13 protein-coding genes are annotated in these 17,969 nt (G+C 68.7%); 10 read left to right on the top strand and 3 right to left on the bottom strand.

Features of this window, described 5'->3' with window-relative positions; genetic code table 11:
- Positions 1 to 16: 16 nt before the first annotated feature.
- Both C563_RS0115505 and C563_RS0115500 read left to right on the top strand, forming a co-directional pair.
- Positions 17 to 454, top strand: a complete 438-nt coding sequence (locus C563_RS0115505) for a YybH family protein (RefSeq protein WP_018762985.1) — start codon at positions 17 to 19, stop codon at positions 452 to 454.
- Between the two features lie 77 nt (positions 455 to 531).
- Entirely contained in the window at positions 532 to 1,263 is a 732-nt protein-coding gene (locus C563_RS0115500; protein WP_018762984.1) for a glutamine amidotransferase, read from the top strand.
- 57 nt (positions 1,264 to 1,320) lie between these two features.
- Here the strand turns inward: C563_RS0115500 and C563_RS0115495 are convergent, their stop codons facing one another.
- Entirely contained in the window at positions 1,321 to 2,730 is a 1,410-nt protein-coding gene (locus C563_RS0115495; protein WP_018762983.1) for an MFS transporter, read from the bottom strand.
- A 279-nt stretch (positions 2,731 to 3,009) separates the two neighbouring features.
- Between C563_RS0115495 and C563_RS0115490 the strand changes: the two genes are divergently transcribed.
- The 3 genes from C563_RS0115490 to C563_RS0115480 are packed head-to-tail and all read left to right on the top strand — an operon-like array spanning position 3,010 to position 8,244.
- Positions 3,010 to 4,485 carry an MFS transporter gene (locus C563_RS0115490; RefSeq protein WP_018762982.1) on the top strand — a complete coding sequence of 492 codons (1,476 nt, stop codon included), beginning with the start codon at positions 3,010 to 3,012 and terminating at the stop codon, positions 4,483 to 4,485.
- A gap of 1 nt (position 4,486) precedes the next feature.
- Positions 4,487 to 6,694 carry a molybdopterin oxidoreductase family protein gene (locus tag C563_RS0115485; RefSeq protein ID WP_018762981.1) on the top strand — a complete coding sequence of 736 codons (2,208 nt, stop codon included), beginning with the start codon at positions 4,487 to 4,489 and terminating at the stop codon, positions 6,692 to 6,694.
- Complete coding sequence (locus C563_RS0115480) at positions 6,691 to 8,244, top strand: FAD-dependent oxidoreductase (protein ID WP_018762980.1); 1,554 nt, start codon at positions 6,691 to 6,693, stop codon at positions 8,242 to 8,244. The genes C563_RS0115485 and C563_RS0115480 overlap by 4 nt, the downstream gene beginning before the upstream one ends.
- Before the next feature lie 33 nt (positions 8,245 to 8,277).
- On the opposite strand, the gene C563_RS0115475 is transcribed toward C563_RS0115480, so the two are convergent.
- A complete protein-coding gene (locus C563_RS0115475) occupies positions 8,278 to 9,693 on the bottom strand; it encodes an NAD(P)H-quinone dehydrogenase (RefSeq protein WP_026264929.1) in 1,416 nt (471 codons plus the stop codon).
- Positions 9,694 to 9,797: 104 nt separating this feature from the next.
- Here C563_RS0115475 and C563_RS0115470 point away from each other — a divergent pair, with 104 nt between their 5' ends.
- Complete coding sequence (locus C563_RS0115470; RefSeq protein ID WP_018762978.1) at positions 9,798 to 10,616, top strand: purine-nucleoside phosphorylase; 819 nt, start codon at positions 9,798 to 9,800, stop codon at positions 10,614 to 10,616.
- Positions 10,617 to 10,674: 58 nt separating this feature from the next.
- Entirely contained in the window at positions 10,675 to 12,417 is a 1,743-nt protein-coding gene (locus tag C563_RS0115465) for a phospho-sugar mutase (RefSeq protein ID WP_018762977.1), read from the top strand.
- Positions 12,418 to 12,466: 49 nt separating this feature from the next.
- Here C563_RS0115465 and nirD read toward each other — a convergent pair whose 3' ends face one another.
- Positions 12,467 to 12,847: a nitrite reductase small subunit NirD gene (gene nirD / locus C563_RS0115460; RefSeq protein ID WP_018762976.1), complete on the bottom strand. Its 381-nt coding sequence runs from the start codon at positions 12,845 to 12,847 to the stop codon at positions 12,467 to 12,469.
- Positions 12,848 to 13,105: 258 nt separating this feature from the next.
- Between nirD and nirB the strand changes: the two genes are divergently transcribed.
- The 3 genes from nirB to C563_RS0115445 are packed head-to-tail and all read left to right on the top strand — an operon-like array spanning position 13,106 to position 17,945.
- Complete coding sequence (gene nirB / locus C563_RS0115455; protein ID WP_018762975.1) at positions 13,106 to 15,748, top strand: nitrite reductase large subunit NirB; 2,643 nt, start codon at positions 13,106 to 13,108, stop codon at positions 15,746 to 15,748.
- A gap of 2 nt (positions 15,749 to 15,750) precedes the next feature.
- Positions 15,751 to 16,782 (top strand): uroporphyrinogen-III C-methyltransferase, encoded by a 1,032-nt coding sequence (gene cobA, locus C563_RS0115450; RefSeq protein WP_018762974.1) that lies wholly within the window; start codon positions 15,751 to 15,753, stop codon positions 16,780 to 16,782.
- A gap of 14 nt (positions 16,783 to 16,796) precedes the next feature.
- Positions 16,797 to 17,945, top strand: coding sequence for a uroporphyrinogen-III synthase (locus C563_RS0115445; RefSeq protein ID WP_018762973.1), 1,149 nt, complete (start codon positions 16,797 to 16,799; stop codon positions 17,943 to 17,945).
- Positions 17,946 to 17,969: the final 24 nt, after the last annotated feature.

Genomic DNA, 17,969 nt, shown 5'->3' with positions numbered 1-17,969 from the left:
AAGCGCTGCGCCGGACATGCTCGCACCAAGCTTCCAGGAAGAAGTGGACCGCTACCACCAGGCGGTTCCCGAAATCACCCGGGGCAACCCGGCCCCGATCAAGGACCTGTACTCCCGGCAGGACGATGTCACCCTGGCCAACCCTTTCGGCGGCATCGCCCGCGGCTGGGCCCAGGTGGAGGCCCGCCTTGACCAGGCGGCCCGGCAGTTCCGCGACGGCGAAATGCTGGGCTTCGACACCGTCACCTCCTACACCGCCCGTGACACCGCCTACCTGGTGGAAACCGAGCACTTCCGGGCGCGGCTGGACGCCGCGTCCGCCACGGAGGAATTTGCCCTGCGCGTCACCAGCATCTTCCGCCGCGAGGAAGGCTACTGGAAGCTGGTGCACCGGCACGCGGACCCCGCCGCCCGGCCCCAGTCCCGGCGCTCCCTGACCCAGCCCGCCGCCTGACCTGCCGCCGCACCCGGTTCGCCGTCGGGACGGTCCGGGTGCTGGCAGGGCGCGCCGCCAGCAGGCAGACTTAGCAGATGCTGCCTTTCCTGCTTCTCGCATCCCGGGCCGAGGATGCCGCCGCCGACGACGAATATGCGGCCTACCTGCGGTACGGCGGACTGGAAGAGCGCGAACTTCACCGGGTCCGGCTGGAGGCCGCACCGCTGCCCGCACTGGACCTTTCGCGGTACTCCGGGGTGATCGTCGGCGGCAGCCCGTTCACCTCCAGCGATCCGCCCGGGAACAAGAGCGCGGTGCAGCACCGGGTGGAACGGGAACTTTCGGGCCTCCTGGACCAGCTCGTGTCGCTCGACTTTCCGTTCCTGGGTGCCTGCTACGGGGTGGGAACCCTGGGCACACACCAGGGCGCGGTGATCGACCGGACCTACGGCGAGCCGCTGGGCGCCGTAGAAATCGAGCTGACGGAGGCGGGAATGCAAGATCCTCTCCTCCACGGCCTGCCCCGGACCTTCAAGGCCCTGACCGGCCATAAGGAAGCGGTCAGTTCCCTGCCACCGCACGCGGTGCTGCTGGCGCGCTCCGCCACCTGCCCGGTCCACATGTTCCGGGTCAAGACCAACCTCTACGCCACCCAGTTCCATCCCGAACTGGACGCGGAGGGGCTGGTGACCCGGATCGACATCTACCGGCACGCCGGGTACTTCGCGCCGGAATCCGCCGGGGAACTGATGGCGGCGGCACGCCGGTCCACCGTGACCGAGCCCATGACCGTCCTGAAGAACTTCGTGGCACGCTACGCCCGCTGAGCATGACAATGCCCGGCGGGCCGGATGGCCGCGCCGGGCATCGTGGCGTTGGAGAAATCAGGCCACGTTGTTCTCGTAGTCAAGGTCGCGGGTTTCGCGCGTGAGGAACAGCGCGATCAGTGTCAGCACGGCCATGGACGTCAGGTACAGGCCCACCAGGACGGGGCTGCCCTTGGCCGCTTCCCACAGCGCGACGGCGATGAACGGCGCCACGGCTGCGCCCAGGATGCTGGAGAAGTTGTAGCTGATGGCAGAGCCGGTGTAGCGGACGTTTGTGGGGAACAGTTCCGGCAGCAGCGCCCCCATGGGCCCGAAGGTCAGGCCCATCAGGGAGAAACCAAGGATCAGCAGGCCCATGGTGCCCACGAACCCGCCGCTGAACAGCGGGACGAACAGCAGGCCGAACACGAAGATGCCGGCGGTGACGGCCATCAGCATCTTGCGGCGGCCGTACTTCTCGGCGAGCGGGCCGGAGACCAGGGTGAAGATGCCGAAGAAGACGACGCCGGCGATCAGCATCCAGAGGAAGTCGTTGCGGGTGTAGCCCAGGCCGGGGACGAACGCGGCAGCGGCCGCCTCCGTCATGGGCTTTCCTGCCTTTTCGGCGGCCGCCTGCGCACCGGCCAGCGTGGGCTTGGTGCCGTAGGTGAGGGTGAACGTGGTCATCAGGTAGAAGAGCACGTAGGTGGCCAGCATGATGAAGGTGCCCAGGATCAGCTGGCGCCAGCTGGTCTTGAAGACGCGGCCCAGCGGAAGTTTCGCCACTTCGTTGGATTGCACCACCTTGGTAAAGGCGGGGGTTTCGATCAGCTTGAGCCGGACGTACAGGCCCAGGATGACCATGACGGCGCTGAGCAGGAACGGTACGCGCCAGCCCCAGGCCGCGAAGGCCTCCGGCGAGAGCGTGTAGCTGGCCACGAGGAAGATGACGTTGGCGATGATGAAGCCAATGGGGGCGCCCAGTTGCGGGAAGGTGCCGTAGATGGCGCGCTTGTTGGCGGGCGCGTTTTCCGTGGCCAGCAGGGCCGCGCCGCTCCATTCGCCGCCCAGGGCCAGGCCTTGGGCAAAGCGCATGATGACGAGCAGGGCCGGTGCCCAGAATTCCCAGCCCGGTACCAGGGCGGTGGGGAGGCAACCGATCAGGAAGGTCGCAATGCCCATGGTGAGCAATGACGCCACAAGGGTTCCCTTGCGGCCAAACTTGTCACCGAAGTGGCCGAACACGATGGAGCCAAGTGGACGTGCGACGAACGCCACGCCAAAGACGGCGAAGGAGCTCAGCAGCTGGGTGGTCTCGTTCTGGCCCGGGAAGAAGAGCTTCGGGAAGACGAGCACGGCGGCAGTGGCGTAGACGTAGAAGTCGTAGAACTCCACGGTGGTGCCGATCAGGCTCGCCACGATGACGCGGCCGCGGGAGTTCACCGGCTGGTGCGAACCGGGCACCGTGGTGGTATCGGGGGATGACATAGGTAAGCGCTTTCGTGAGACCGGCCGGGCACAGGCGGGGCCGCCTCCCGGCTCGAATAATTAGAGTTCGATCTTACTTCGCTGCGTCCAGTCAATGGACGAATCGTCCATCATGCGGACACGTGTTGTGTGTCTCACCATGCGGGCCTCCACACCGGGCCTCACGCCGGCGTACAGGCCCGGATAGGCAAAAGTCACAGCGCGTTAACAAACATCGTCCGTTCGCGAAACGAGCCGTCCCTACCTTGGAGGAACAACATCCCCTGAAGGAGGTAACCCGTGACTGTTGACCGCACCGTTGATGCCGGCGCCGGAAATACCCTTGACCTCGAAGAGGCCACTGGACCGGCAGCCGTTGCCGCATCCGCCAGCGCACAGCCCGGCCGTACCCGCACCACAGACGCCCCTGCCCTTGAATTCCGCCCCGGCCGCTGGATCGCCAACTGGGATGCCGAGAACAAGGAGCAGTGGGAAACCGCCGGCCGCGCCATCGCCCGCCGCAACCTGAACTGGTCCATCTTCGCCGAGTTCCTCGGCTTCGTGGTGTGGCAGCTGTGGTCCATCGTGGTGGTCCAGCTTCCCGCCGCCGGCTTCACCTTCTCCACCTCGGAGATCTTCTGGCTCATCTCGATGCCCAGCCTCGTGGGCGCCACCCTCCGCATTCCCTACACGTTCATGGTCCCCCGCTTCGGCGGACGGAACTGGACCATCGTCTCCGCACTGCTGCTCCTGATCCCCTCCACCGGACTGGCGCTGTGTGTCTCCAACCCGGACACGCCGTTCGGCGTCATGCTCCTGGTGGCTGCCCTCGCCGGCTTCGGCGGCGGCAACTTCGCCAGCTCCATGGCCAACATCACGTTCTTCTACCCGGCGAGGGAAAAGGGCTGGGCGCTGGGCCTGAACGCCGCCGGCGGAAACCTGGGCGCCGCCGTCGCACAGCTTGCCGTCCCGATCGTCATCACCCTCCTCGCAGCCGGCACCGTCAACCTGCCTATGGCCGGGTGGATGTGGGTCCCGTTCATCCTGCTGGCAGCATTCGGCGCCTTCAAGTACATGAACAACCTCACCAGCGCCAAGGGCGACGTGGCCGGCTCGGTCGCGGCGCTGAAGGAACCGCACCTGTGGATCATGGCCCTGCTGTACATCGGCACCTTTGGCTCCTTCATCGGCTTCGCCGGCGTGTTCCCCAAGCTCATCAAGGACTACTTCCCCGCGTTCTCCTCCATCGGAGTGGGGACCGTGGCCCTGTCCCTGGCCTTCCTGGGCCCCCTGGTGGGTTCGCTGGCCCGCCCGTACGGCGGACGCATGGCGGACCGGATGGGCGGCGCCCGGATGACCGTTGCCGCCTTCGCCTCCATGGCCGTGATCACGCTGACCATGGTTTGGACCCTCCCGCTGAAGAACTTCCTGCTCTTTCTGGTCCTTTTCCTGATGCTGTTCACCGCCAGCGGCTTCGGCAACGGCGCCACCTACCGGATGATCCCGGTCATCTTCGCCACCTCCAGCCGGGCTGCCCGCAACGGTGCCAACCCGGTGGCCACCCAGCGCCTGGCGTCCTCGGCCCTCGGACTGATCTCCGCGATCGGAGCCTACGGGGGCTTCGTGATCCCCCAGGTGCTGAATGCCTCCAGCACCGCCAGCGGCTCCTACACTCCGGCCTTCTACGGATTCGTCGGCGCGTATGTCCTCATGCTGGTGGTCTGCTGGACCTGCTACATCCGCAACGCCGGCCGGAACGCGATGGGGCACGTCTAACATGACCAAAAGCGCCGACACGCACTGCCCCTACTGCGCCCTGCAGTGCGCCATGACGCTCACGTCCCCCGCGGACCTGGCCCCGGCTGAACAGCCGGGGCCAGGCCCCGTGCCTGCCCTGAACCCCGCGGCAGCCCTGGAAGTTGCCGGCCGGGACTTCCCCACCAACCGCGGCGGACTCTGCCGCAAGGGGTGGACCTCCCCCACGCTCCTGAACCACGCGGGCAGGATCACCGAGCCGCTCCTGAAGGGTCCCGACGGCGTCCACCGGCCGATCGGCTGGGACCAGGCCCTGGACCTGGCCGCCTCGGCAGTCCGGGATGCCCGCGCCCGCCACGGGGCCGACTCCATAGGTGTTTTCGGGGGCGGCGGACTCACCAACGAGAAGGCCTACCAGCTGGGCAAGTTCGCCCGGCTGGCACTGGGGACCTCCCGGATCGACTACAACGGCAGGTTCTGCATGTCCTCGGCAGCGGCCGCCGGCATGCGCGCCTTCGGCGTGGACCGCGGCCTGCCCTTCCCGCTCGAGGCCCTGGATGCCGCCGGCACCATCCTCATGCTGGGTTCGAACGTCGCCGAGACCATGCCGCCTTTCGTCCAGCACCTGCAGGGTGCCCGCAATGCCGGCGGACTGATCGTGGTGGATCCGCGCCGCTCCGCCACGGCAGCCTTCACAGCCGACGGCGGCGGCATCCATCTCCAGCCACTGCCGGGCACTGACCTGGCCCTGCTGCTCGGGCTCTCCCACGTGGTCATCCACGAAGGCCTGGCGGACGCTGTATACCTGCGGGAGCGCACCACGGGCTACGACGCCGTAGCCCGCAGCGTCAACGCCTTCTGGCCCGAGCGCGTGCAATCCCTCACCGGCGTGCCCGCGGACCTGATCCGGGAAACCGCCCGCAGGCTGGCCGCCGGGGCGCAGGCAGGCGGCAGCTACATCCTGACCGGCCGCGGCGTGGAACAGCATGTGGACGGCACCGACACCGCGACGGCCGCCATCAACCTCAGCCTCCTGCTGGGCCTGCCGGGCTCTGCCCGCAGCGGCTACGGAACCCTCACCGGCCAGGGCAACGGCCAGGGCGGCCGCGAGCACGGCCAGAAGGCGGACCAGCTCCCCGGCTACCGGAAGATCACCGACCCTGCCGCCCGGGCCCACGTCGCCACTGTCTGGGGCGTGCCCGAAGCGCTGATCCCCGGGCCCGGCCTGCCCGCCGTCCAGTTGCTGAAGTCGCTGGGACAGCCCGACGGCGTACGGTGCCTTTTCGTACACGCTTCCAACATCGCCGTGGCCGCCCCCGACGCCAACACTGTCATCAAGGGCCTGCGCAGCCTGGACTTCCTGGTGGTGTGCGACTTCTTCATGTCGGAAACCGCTGCGGAGGCCGACCTCATCCTTCCGGTCCTCCAGTGGGCCGAGGAGGAAGGCACCCTGACCAACCTGGAAGGTCGCGTCCTGCGCCGGCGCCGCGCCATCTCCCCGCCCGCCGGTGCCCGCAGCGAACTGTGGATCATGGCCCGGCTGGCTGAGCGGTTGGACGCCCCCTCCACCTACAGCGAGGACCCTGAGACGGTCTTCGAGGAACTGCGGCTTGCCTCCGCGGGCGGGCTTGCCGACTACTCGGGCATCGACTACGCCATGCTGGACCGGGGCGAAGCCGCCTACTGGCCCTACCCTGCCGGCAGCACCGGCACGCCGCGGCTCTTCCGGGACGGCTTCGCGCACCCCGGCGGCAAGGCGGTCATGGTCCCGGTGGTTCCACGCCGCCGTCGCCCCTCCACTGCGGACCCCGGCGCAAACGCGGCGGCCGGCGCCAAGGAAATGACCCTCATCACCGGGCGCCTCCTGGAGCACTACCAGTCCGGCGCGCAGACCCGGCGGGTCCAGGAACTTCTCGCCGCCCAGCCGGAAGCGAAGGCCCAGATCCACCCCGCGGCCGCCGAGGCACTCGGCATCACCGCCGGCTCGCTGCTCTCCGTGGCCAACGCACGCGGCGAGGTGGTCTGCCGGGCGGAACTCACCAGCGCCATCCGGCCCGAAACGGTCTTCCTGCCCTTCCACTTCCCGGGATCAGAAAGCGCCAACCGGCTGACCGAAGCCGCCACCGACCCCATCTCCGGGATGCCTGAATTCAAGTTCAACACCGTGTGGGTCCGGCCCGTGGCCGCCCCCGATTCCGCCCTTATGCTGCAAAAGACGGAGGCCTCATGAGCGAGCAGATTGTGATCGTGGGATTCGGCCCCGTGGCCGCCAGGCTGGTGGACGAGCTCCTGCCCGCCGTCCGCGGCGGGCACGCCCGGCTCACAGTGGTGGGTGAGGAGTCCGAGGCCGCCTACAACCGCGTCCTGGTGGCGGACCTCGGCGTCGGCCGCACCACCGCCGGCGCCCTGGCCCTCGCCGACGCCGCCGACCTGGCAGCCCAGGGGGTGGATGTCCGCCTGTCCGTGCGGGTCAAACGGGTGGACCGGGCGCGGCAGCAGGTCCTGCTGTCCGACGGAACCGCCGTGCACTACGACAGGCTGGTGTTTGCCACCGGATCCCGGCCCGTCATCCCCAACCTCACCGGCATCAACCCCGACCCGGCCTCCCCCGTGCTTCCCGCCGGGGTCACGGCCTTGCGCGACCTCCGTGACGCGGACGTGCTCCGGCAGGCGGTGGACGGCGGCAAACGGGTGGTGGTCCTGGGCGGCGGCGTCCTCGGGCTGGAGACGGCACTCGCGGCCGCGGAAGAAGGAGCTACGGTCACCGTGGTCCACAACGGGCCGCACCCCTTGGGCCGCAACATCGACCGCGGCGGCGGCGCCGTCCTGGCCGCCGGACTGCGCCGGTGCGGCGTGAGGGTGGCAGGCAACGCCCGCTCCACCGGCGTTGAGCACAACGCGCCCGACGGCGGCTTCTCGGCGTTGCTGCTCGACGACGGGTCCGCGATCGACGGCGACCTTCTGGTCATCTCGTGCGGGGTCCGTCCCCGAACCGAACTGGCCGAAGGCTGCGGACTGTCCACCGGCACCGGGATCCTGGTGGACCACCGGCTGCGGGCGCACCACGAACCGCACATCTTTGCCATCGGCGACTGCGCGGAGGTTCGCTGCCCGGATCCGGGCTGCGCCGCATGCAGGAACGCCATGGGCCCGTCCGGGCTGGTAGGGCCCGGCTGGCGCCAGGCCGAATGGTTGGGCGGCTACCTCACCCTGCTGGCCGAAGGGGCAGCGGCGGAGGCGGACCTGCTGCCGGCCCTGCCACCGGAACAACCGGCCGTCGTGGTGCTGAAGGCCCGTGGCCTGAACATGGCGGTGGCCGGGAACAACGGCGCCGACCCCTGGGACGAAGAAGCGCTCACCGCAGGTGCCGTCAACGGCAGGCCGCGCCTGCAAATCGCCCAGTGGGCCGATCCGGAGCACGGCCGCTACGTCAAGATGACCACCCGCGGCGGCGTCCTGGAGGGCCTGGTGTCAGTGGGAATGCCGCGGACCGCGGCCGAACTGGTGGGCCTTTTTGAACGCGGCGCCGAACTGCCCGCCGACCGTTCCCTGCTCCTGCGCCTGGACGGGCCGGACCTGGTCCCCGGCGCCGCCGACCCCGCAGGCACCGTCTGCCGGTGCGCCGGTGTCAGCGGAGCGGCGATCCAGGGCGCTGTGGAGGGCGGCTGCTCAACGGTGGCGGACGTGGCCAAGGCCACCCGGGCAGGCACCGGCTGCGGCGGCTGTCACGAGGACATCAAGGGGCTTATCGAGAAGCACTTCTCCCCGGCCCTCCCCTAAGCCCGCAAGGCCACACGGGGCCCCGGCCTTGCCCTACATGTGGACGTGCAGGCGGCGGGCGGCCTCGGAGATGGAGCCGGTCAGCGACGGGTACACGGTGAAGGTGCTGGCGAGGTCGTCCACGTGCAGCTTCTGCTTGACCGCGATGGCGATCGGGAAGATCAGCTCGGACGCGTTGGGCCCCACCACCACGCCGCCGATGACGGTTCCGGAGCCCTTCCGGGCAAAGATCTTCACGAAGCCGTCCTTGGCGTTGCGCATCTTGGCGCGGGCGTTGCTGCGCAGCGAAAGCTTGATGATGTCCGCCTGGTATTTGCCGGACTCGATCTCCGCCTCGGACACTCCCACGTTGGCGATTTCCGGGGACGTGAAGATGTTCGACGCCACCTGGTGGAGCTTGAGCGGGGTCACGCCGTCGCCCATGAAGTGCGCCACAGCGATGCGGCCCTGCATGGCGGCCACGGAGGCCAGCGGCAGGACGCCGGTGCAGTCGCCGGCGGCGTAGATGTTCGGGGCCGTGGTGCGGGATACCCCGTCAACCTTGATGTGGCCGCTGTCGCTGACGGCCACGCCGGCTTCTTCAAGGCCCAGTCCGGCGGTGTTGGGGATGGAGCCCAGGCAGAGCAGGCAGTGGCTGCCGGTCACGGTGGAGCCATCGGCGAGGGTCACCACGACGCCGTCGTCCGTACGCTCCACGGACTGGGCGCGGGAGCGGGACAGGACCCGGACCCCACGGCGCTCGAAGACTTCTTCCAGTACCACCGCGGCGTCGACGTCGGAGCCCGGCAGCACGCGGTCGCGGCTGGAGACCAGGGTGACCTTTGATCCCAAGCCGTTGTAGGCGGAGGCGAATTCGGCACCCGTCACGCCGGAGCCGACGACGATCAGTTCCTCGGGAAGTTCGTCAAGGTCGTAGATCTGGGTCCAGTTGAGGATCCGCTCACCGTCCGGGCGGGCAGTTTCCAGTTCGCGGGGGTGCGCGCCAACAGCCAGCAGGATGGTGTCGGCTTCCACCGTCTCGGTGCCGTCAGCGGTCAGGACCTCGATGGTGTGGTTATCCACGAGGCGGCCGGACCCGGCAATGATCCGCACACCCACCTTCTCCAGGCCCTCGCGGATGTCATGGGACTGGGTGCGGGCCAGGGTGAGGAGGCGGTCATTGATGTGCTTAAGGTCAGCGTGCATCACCGGCACGAAATCGCCGCCGTCGACGTCGAATTTCACGCCGAGCTCGCCCGCCTCGGCCACCCGGGCCATGAGGTCTGCCGTGGCGATGAGGGTCTTGGAGGGAACGACGTCGGTCAGCACCGCGGAGCCGCCGAGCCCGGCACGTTCGATGATGGTGACCGTTGCCCCCAGCGAGGCGGCGACCATGGCCGCCTCGTATCCGCCGGGACCGCCTCCCAGGATCGCGATTCGGGGGGAACTGAAATCTGGATGCGTAGTCACAGTCATCCATTCTCGCCCATCTCCGGCCTGACCACCAAGAAAACAGGGCGTTTTCCGGGCCGGCCGTGATGAGGGCAACAGTGGCGGCAGGATAACTTGTACTGGTGAGTACAACAGACTTCCTGAACACTGACCCGTTTGCCGCCGCCCGGGCCGCCGCTGACTACATCGCCGAGGAGACCGGGGTGGACCGCCACGACGTCGCCCTGGTCCTCGGTTCCGGCTGGGGCGAGGCCGCCGACCTGATCGGCGAGACCACCGCCACCCTCTCCGCGGAGGAGGTCCCCGGCTTCCATGCCCCCGCTGTGGAAGGCCATGTGGGAACCATCCGGTCCGTACTGGCCAAGGACGGAAAACGCGCCCTGGTCCTGGGTGCGCGGACCCACTACTACGAAGGCAGGGGCGTCCGGGCAGTGGTGCACGGGATCCGGGCCGCTGCGGCCGCCGGGTGCAAGACCCTGGTACTCACCAACGGCTGCGGCGGACTCAACGAGGCGTGGACGCCCGGCACCCCCGTGTTGATCAGCGACCACATCAACCTCACCGCTGCGTCCCCGCTGGAGGGCGCAACGTTCGTGGACCTGACGGACCTGTACTCACCGCGCATCCGTGGACTGGCCCGCGAGGTGGATCCCACCCTGGACGAGGGCATCTACGCCCAGTTCCCCGGCCCGCACTACGAAACCCCGGCTGAAGTGCAGTACGCCAAGCGGATCGGGGCGGACCTGATCGGCATGTCGACGGCACTGGAGGCCATTGCCGGCCGCCACGCCGGAATGGAAGTGTTCGGCATCTCCCTGGTCACCAACCTGGCAGCGGGCATCAGCCCCCAGCCGCTCAGCCACCAGGAAGTCATCGAATCCGGCCAGGCCGCGGGCCCGCGCATCTCCCGGTTGCTGGCTGACATCATCGCCCGGCTCTGAACGCCCCTGACCGCCGGGGTGCGGGCAACGGACCTGCAATGACGATAGCGTTAGGCCCATGACGTCTTCCGATGCCGAACTTCGCCTGCTTGCCGAGGCCCGGGAATGGGCCGCCCTGGATCCGGATCCCGCAACACAAGCATCGCTGCTTGGGCTTGTGGGGCTCGTTGAAGAGGGCGACCCCGCGGCACGGCAGGAGCTGGAAGACAGCTTCCGCGGCACGCTGCAGTTTGGCACGGCGGGCCTGCGCGCCGCCCTCGGACCCGGGCCGAACCGGATGAACCGGGTGGTGGTCCGCCGCGCCGCAGCCGGACTGGCGGCCTTCCTGGTGGACGCCGTGGCCGAAGCTGCGTCCGGCACCCGGCCGCGCGCCGTCGTCGGCTATGACGCCCGGCACAACTCGGATGTCTTCGCGGCCGAAACGGCCGCCATCTTCACCGCTGCCGGCATCGAGACTTTCCTGCTCCCGGCAGCCCTCCCCACTCCCCTGCTGGCCTACGCCGTCCGCGCCCTGGAATGCGACGGCGGCGTCATGGTCACCGCCAGCCACAACCCGCCGCAGGACAACGGGTACAAGGTCTACCTGGGCCGGCACGCAGTGTCCGCCGACGGCGACGGCGCCCAGATCGTGGCCCCCTACGACGCCCGCATCGCCGCGCGGATCAGCGCCGTGGGCCCCGTCGGCTCCATCGAACTGGCGGACGGCGGGTGGACCGTGCTGGACGGCTCGCTGGCCGCCGACTACCAGCGGGCGATTGCTGCACTGGCCATGCCGGACCGCTTCCCCGCCCGCGACCTGCGGATCGTCCTGACCCCGCTGCACGGCGTGGGTGGCGGGACGGCACTGGAGGTCCTGAACGCGGCAGGTTTCACGGATGTCACCATGGTGGCCGAACAGGCCGAACCGGACCCCGAATTCCCCACCGTCAGCTTCCCCAACCCGGAAGAACCCGGGGCACTCGACCTCGCCCTCGAAGCGGCCGAACGGCTCGACGCCGACCTGGTCATCGCAAACGATCCCGACGCCGACAGGGCTGCCGTCGCCGCCAAGGACCCGGACACCGGCGCCTGGCGGATGCTCCGCGGAGACGAAGTCGGCGCCCTCCTGGGGGCCCACATCGCCGCCCGGCTCGCGGACGCCGGCACCGAAGCGGACCACCAGGGTGTCTTTGCCAACTCGATCGTGTCCTCCCGCCTGCTGGCGCGCGTCGCCGCTGCCGCGGGCTTCGCCCATGAAGTAACCCTGACCGGGTTCAAATGGATCTCCCGGGTTCCCGGCCTCACCTACGGCTACGAGGAAGCGCTGGGTTATTGCGTCGCGCCGGACCTGGTGAAGGACAAGGACGGCATTTCCGCCGCCGTGCTGATCGCCGAACTTGCTGCCGCCGCCAAGGCCGCCGGCAAGACCGTCTTCGACACCCTCGATGAGCTGTACCTCCAGCACGGCCTGCACGCCAGCGACCAGCTGAGCATCCGGGTCGCAGACCTGGGCCTCCTGGACGCCATGATGAACCGGTTGCGGGTTTCGCCGCCGGAATCGTTCGGGCAGTCCGCGGTGGAAGTCTTCACCGACCTGGCAGAGGGAAGCGGCCAGCTGCCGCCCACGGAGGGCCTGCTGTACATCACCAGGGACCTGACCCGCGTGATCATCCGGCCCAGCGGCACGGAGCCCAAGCTCAAGTGCTACCTCGAAGTGATCCACCACGTGGGATCCGCCGCCGAACTGCCGGAGGCGCGCCAGGCGGCGCGTGCCTCCCTGGACGAGGTCCTGCACGACGTCAGCGAGGCACTGGGACTTTAACCGCGGAAAGGGGCGCCGCCTGGCGCCCCTTTCCTGTGTGCGGGAAGTCCTAGAGTTCCACCTCGACGAACCCGTCGGTGATCCGGGTGTTGAAGGCGGCCAGGCGCAGGCCCGGAGTGGTGAAGCATTGACCGGTCTCGAGGTCGTAGACCTCTTTATGCAGCGGCGAGGCGATCGTGGGGCGCGTGCCCTTGGAACCCAGGATGCCGCGGGCCATGACGTGGGCTCCGGTGGCCGGATCCTCATGCGCCACGGCGAAGACTTCGCGTGGACCGGTGCGGAACAGCGCCACCTGGCGGCCGGCAAGCAGCGCTGCCTCGCCCCAGGCGGGCTCAAGGTCCTCCACCGCGCAGACGCGGTGCCAACCGGTCCCGGATCCGGCGGTGTCTGATTCGGCGGCGAACGCCCCAAGTTCCAGTGTTGCCGTCATGTCCGGCTCCTCTCCTGTGCCTGTCATCCCTGCAAGCGGCTGCTTGTGATGTCGTGTCCAACGCTAGGTTCCGGGTGTTTCAAAGGAGTGCGGTGAATGTGTCCGGCGGGTAAAAGAGACCTCACGCGGCCGGAAATGCGCTCGTGATGCAGAAGTTAAGTTGACGAAACAAAAGGGAAACTGAGGCGAAACTGCCCCTCCCTAGGCTGGGAGCACAAGCTGCAGAGCACCGTCTGCGGCCCATGCGAAAGGCCCACAGTGACCGAACAGACTTCAAGCACCGAGACTCCGCGCCGCATCGTCGTCGCCGGCGGCGGCCCTGCGGCCCACCGTTTCGCGGACGCCATGCATGCCCGCGGCCTCGACGGCTGGGATGTCACGGTCCTCACCGAGGAAGCCCACCTCCCCTACGACCGCGTGGCCCTCTCGAAGGCCCTCACGGACACCGGTGTGGACCTGACGCTGGGAACGACCTCCATGTGGGAGCACGGCTCCTTGACCCTGAAGACCGGCGAGCGCGTCGTGAAGGTCAACGCTGAGGCCAAGACCGTGGAGACGGCCGCCGGCAACACCTACGAATATGACGAACTGGTCGTGGCCACGGGTTCGGACGCCGTCCGCCTGCCCATCCCCGGCGCCGGGCACGCCCACGTCTACCGGACGCTGGAGGACGTGTGGGCCATCAACAAGGCCGTCGCCGACCTCACCGCGAAACTCGGCCGCAAGATCAACGCGGTCACCATTGGCGGCGGGCTCCTGGGACTGGAATCCGCAGCCGGCACGGAACAGCTCGGCGCCACCCCTGTGGTCATCAACGGCGCCCCCTGGCTCATGAACACCCAGCTGGACGAGGGCGCGGGCCAGGCCTTGGGCCGCCTGATCGAAGCCAAGGGCTTCGAGGTCCACGGCGGTGTCTTCCCGTCGGAGATTTTGGCGGACGACGACGGCCAGGTCACCGGAGTGCTGATGGCCGACAACAGGATCATCCCGGCCGACCTGGTCATCGTCGCGGTCGGCGTCAAGCCCCGTGACGAACTCTTCCGCGCCGCCGACGGCGAAGAGCAGCTTTTCAGCCTGGGCCCGCGCGGCGGCGTGGTCATCAACGACTACTGCGCCACCGAAGTCCCCGGCATCTGGGCCATTGGCGAGGTAGCCAACTTCGGGGGCATGTGCCTTGGCCTGGTGGCGCCCGCCAACACCATGGCCGAGATCGTCGCCGACCGGCTGCACGGCGGCGACGCCACGTTCCCCGGCTTCGACACCGCCACCAAGCTGAAACTCTCCGGCGTGGACGTGGCCAGCTTCGGTGACGCTTTTGCCCGCACCGAGCACGCCCTCGAAATCGTCTACGCGGACCCCGCCCGCGGCGTCTACCAGAAGATCGTCACCACGGACGACGCCAAGACCCTCCTGGGCGGCATCTTCGTCGGCGATGCCTCTCCCTACATGAGCCTGCGGCCTCTCCTGGGCCGTGAACTCCCCGCAGAGCCCGGCGCATTCCTGACCGCGGCCGGCGGCGGCGAAGCTCCCGAAACCGAGCTCCCGGACGACGCCACCCTGTGCTCCTGCAACAACGTCACGGCAGGTACCATCCGCGACGCCATCAACGGCTGCGGCGCCTGCGACGGCAACGCCCCGGTCCAGGAACTGGGCGAACTGAAGGGCTGCACCCGTGCCGGCACCCAGTGCGGTTCGTGCGTGCCCATGCTGAAGAAGCTGCTGGAAACCGAACTCACCAAGTCCGGCGTCGAGGTCTCCAAGGCCCTGTGCGAGCACATCGAACTGTCCCGCCAGGAACTTTTCGACGCCATCCGCGTCCTGGGACTGACCTCCTTCGAGGAGATCATGGCCAAGTACGGCACCGGGGCCGGCTGCGACATCTGCAAGCCCACCATCGCCAACATCCTTGCCAGCCAGAACAGCGCCTACGTGCTGGACGCCGGCCGCGGCACCCTGCAGGACACCAACGACCGCGCCCTGGCCAACATGCAAAAGGATGGCACCTACTCGGTGGTCCCCCGCATCGCCGGCGGGGAGATCACCCCCAGGAAGCTCGGCGTGATCGCCGCCGTCGCCGAAAAGTACGGCCTGTACACCAAGATCACCGGCGGCCAGCGGATCGACATGTTCGGTGCCCGGCTGGAGCAGCTGCCGGAGATCTGGAAGGAACTGGTGGACGCCGGCTTCGAGTCCGGCCAGGCGTACGGCAAGAGCCTGCGCACGGTGAAGTCGTGCGTCGGGTCCACCTGGTGCCGGTTCGGTGTCCAGGACTCGGTGGCCATGGCCATCCAGCTGGAGCTGCGCTACCGCGGCCTGCGCAGCCCGCACAAGCTGAAGATGGGCGTCTCCGGCTGCGCCCGTGAGTGTGCCGAAGCACGCGGCAAGGACGTGGGCGTGATCGCCACCGCCGACGGCTGGAACCTGTACGTCGGCGGCAACGGCGGAGCCACCCCGGCCCACGCCCAGCTGCTGGCCAAGGACCTGGACGACGAAACCCTGATCAAGTACATCGACCGCTACTTCATGTACTACATCCGCACGGCGGACCGCCTGCAGCGCACGGCCCGCTGGCAGGAGGAGCTCGACGGCGGCATCAAGCACGTTGAGGACGTGGTGGTGAAGGACACCCTGGGTATCGCCGAGGACCTTGAGGCCGCCATGGCCAAGCACGTGGACACGTACGTGGATGAATGGGCAGACACCCTCAAGGACCCCGAACGCCTGCGCCGGTTCCGCTCCTTCGTCAATGCCCCCGACCAGAAGGACGACTCCATCACCTTCGTCCCGGACGAGCGCGGCCAGATGCGCCCCGCCACCCCGGAGGAAAAAGGCAAGGTCCTGATCGGGGCTTCCATCCCGGTCCGCGCCGCCACCACGGAAACCCCTGGAAACGAGGCATAGCCATGCAGCTCAGTATCGACCTCACCGGCCGGAACGTCCTGGTGGCCGGCGCCCCGGATGCCGCGCGGCAGGCGGTGCGGCGGTACGAAGCCGCGGGCGCCGTCGTCCACCGCGTTGGCAGCCCCGAAGAGGCGCGGCTCGTCCACGTGCCGGAGCGGCTGTTCCTGGTCGCCGCCGTCGAGGACGGACAGAACGGCTGGGGCGCTTTCCTTGACCGCTGCCGGAACGCCGGCATCCCGGTCGCTGCCGAGCCCGCCGCCGGCCCGGCCGGCCACGTCACCCTGGTGGGCGGCGGCCCCGGCACGGGCGACCTGCTCACCGTGGCTGCCGTCAAGGCGCTCCGGGACGCCGACGTCGTCTTCTACGACCGGCTGGCCCCGTACCAGGAGCTGCCGCTGCTGACCTCCGCGGAGCTGGTGGACGTCGGAAAGAAACCGGGCCACCACAAAGTCAGCCAGTCGGACATTGAAAAACTGATGGTCGAAAGCGCCCTGGCCGGCAACAACGTGGTGCGCCTCAAGGGCGGGGACCCCTACGTCTTCGGCCGGGGCGGGGAGGAAGTTGCCGCGTGCGTGGCCGCCGGTGTCAAAGTGCACGTCATCTCCGGCGTTACCAGCGCCATCTCGGTCCCGGCCGCGGCAGGCATCCCGGTCACCCACCGCGAGGTCAGCCACATGTTCACCGTGGTCTCCGGACACGCGCCGCTGACTGAGAAGGAGCACCACCACCTGGCCGGCCTGGGCGGGACCATCGTGGTGCTCATGGGCATTGGCACCCTGCACCAGCTGGCAGCGGGCTTGCGCCGCGCCGGAATGCGCCCGGACATGCCCATGGCCGTGGTGGAACGCGGCTACCGGCCGGGCCAGCGCACCACCATCGCAAACCTGGGCACCATCACCTCCGCCGCTGCCGGCTGCAGCAATCCCGCAGTACTGGTGATCGGTGAGGTGGTCCGGGTGGCCGAAGCCAACCGGCAGCACGCCGGAGCCGCCGCCGACCTGGACATGCTGGCGGCCTCGCTGCTGGGATCATGAAAGGATTGACCCCCATGACTGCACTTGCACCGGCCGAACCCACGCAGGCTGAAGAAACAACAGATGCCGCGGAATCGCCGCTTGAGGGGTTCCGCATCGGCGTCACCTCGGACCGGCGGTCACGCGACCTGATCGAGGCCCTGGAGCGACGGGGTGCCGAAGTGCTGCATGCTCCGGCGCTGAAGATCGCCCCCGTCCAGGAGGACATGCGCCTGATCGAAGACACCCGGGCCATCATTGCCGCCAAACCGGACCTGTGCATCGCCACCACCGCCTACGGCATGCGCCGGTGGTGCGAGGCCGCTGACTCCTTCGGAATCGGCGACGAACTGCTGGAAACGCTGGGAAGCTGCCGGATGTTCGTCCGGGGACCCAAGGCCCGCGGGGCCGTGCGTGCGGCCGGCCTCGCCGACGTCGGGATCAGCAGCGACGAAACCACTGCCACGCTGGTGGACATGCTGCTCACCGAAGGCGTCCGGGGCAAGACCGTCGCCATGCAGCTGCACGGCTACACCGACGTCCGCCAGATCGAACGGCTCCGGATGTCCGGCGCCACGGTCCTGACCGTGACGCCCTACCGCTGGGTCAAGCCCGACGGCGAGGACAAGCTGCCGCGGCTGATCGAGGCTGCCTGCAACGGAAACCTGGATGTCCTCACGTTCACCAGTGCCCCCGCGGTGGACGCGATGTGGAGCACGGCCCACGAGATGGGCCTGTACAAGCAGCTGGTGGAGAGCCTGAAACTGAATGTCACTACCGCGGTGGTGGGTCCCGTCACGGCGCAGCCCCTGCTGGACGCCGGGGTGACCCCGCTGATCCCGGAACGGTTCCGGATGGGAGCCCTCATCCGCCTGGTGTGCGAGCACCTGGCATTGAACCACGTCCGGCGGCTCGACACCCGCTCCGGAAACATCGAGCTCCGGGGCCGCAGCCTTCGCATCGATGGCCGGCAGGTGGAACTGGCCCCCGCCCCGCTGCTGCTCCTGCGGGCGCTGCTCGGTGCCGGGGGCGCGGTCCTGTCCCGCGAGTCCCTTTCGGACCTGCTGGAGCTCCGTGGTTCCGTCCACGCGCTGGACATGACCGTGAGCCGGCTGCGGTCGTCGCTGCCGGACGGCAAGCTCATCGAAACCGTGGTGAAGCGGGGCTACCGGATCCGCGTTTGAGGTCCGGGGGCGGCCGAATGTGTC

This window comes from Arthrobacter sp. 135MFCol5.1, assembly GCF_000374865.1.
In the GTDB taxonomy this organism is placed as follows: domain Bacteria; phylum Actinomycetota; class Actinomycetes; order Actinomycetales; family Micrococcaceae; genus Arthrobacter.
Note: the sequence above shows the minus strand (reverse complement) of the source record. Positions and strands in the feature narration are given on the sequence as shown.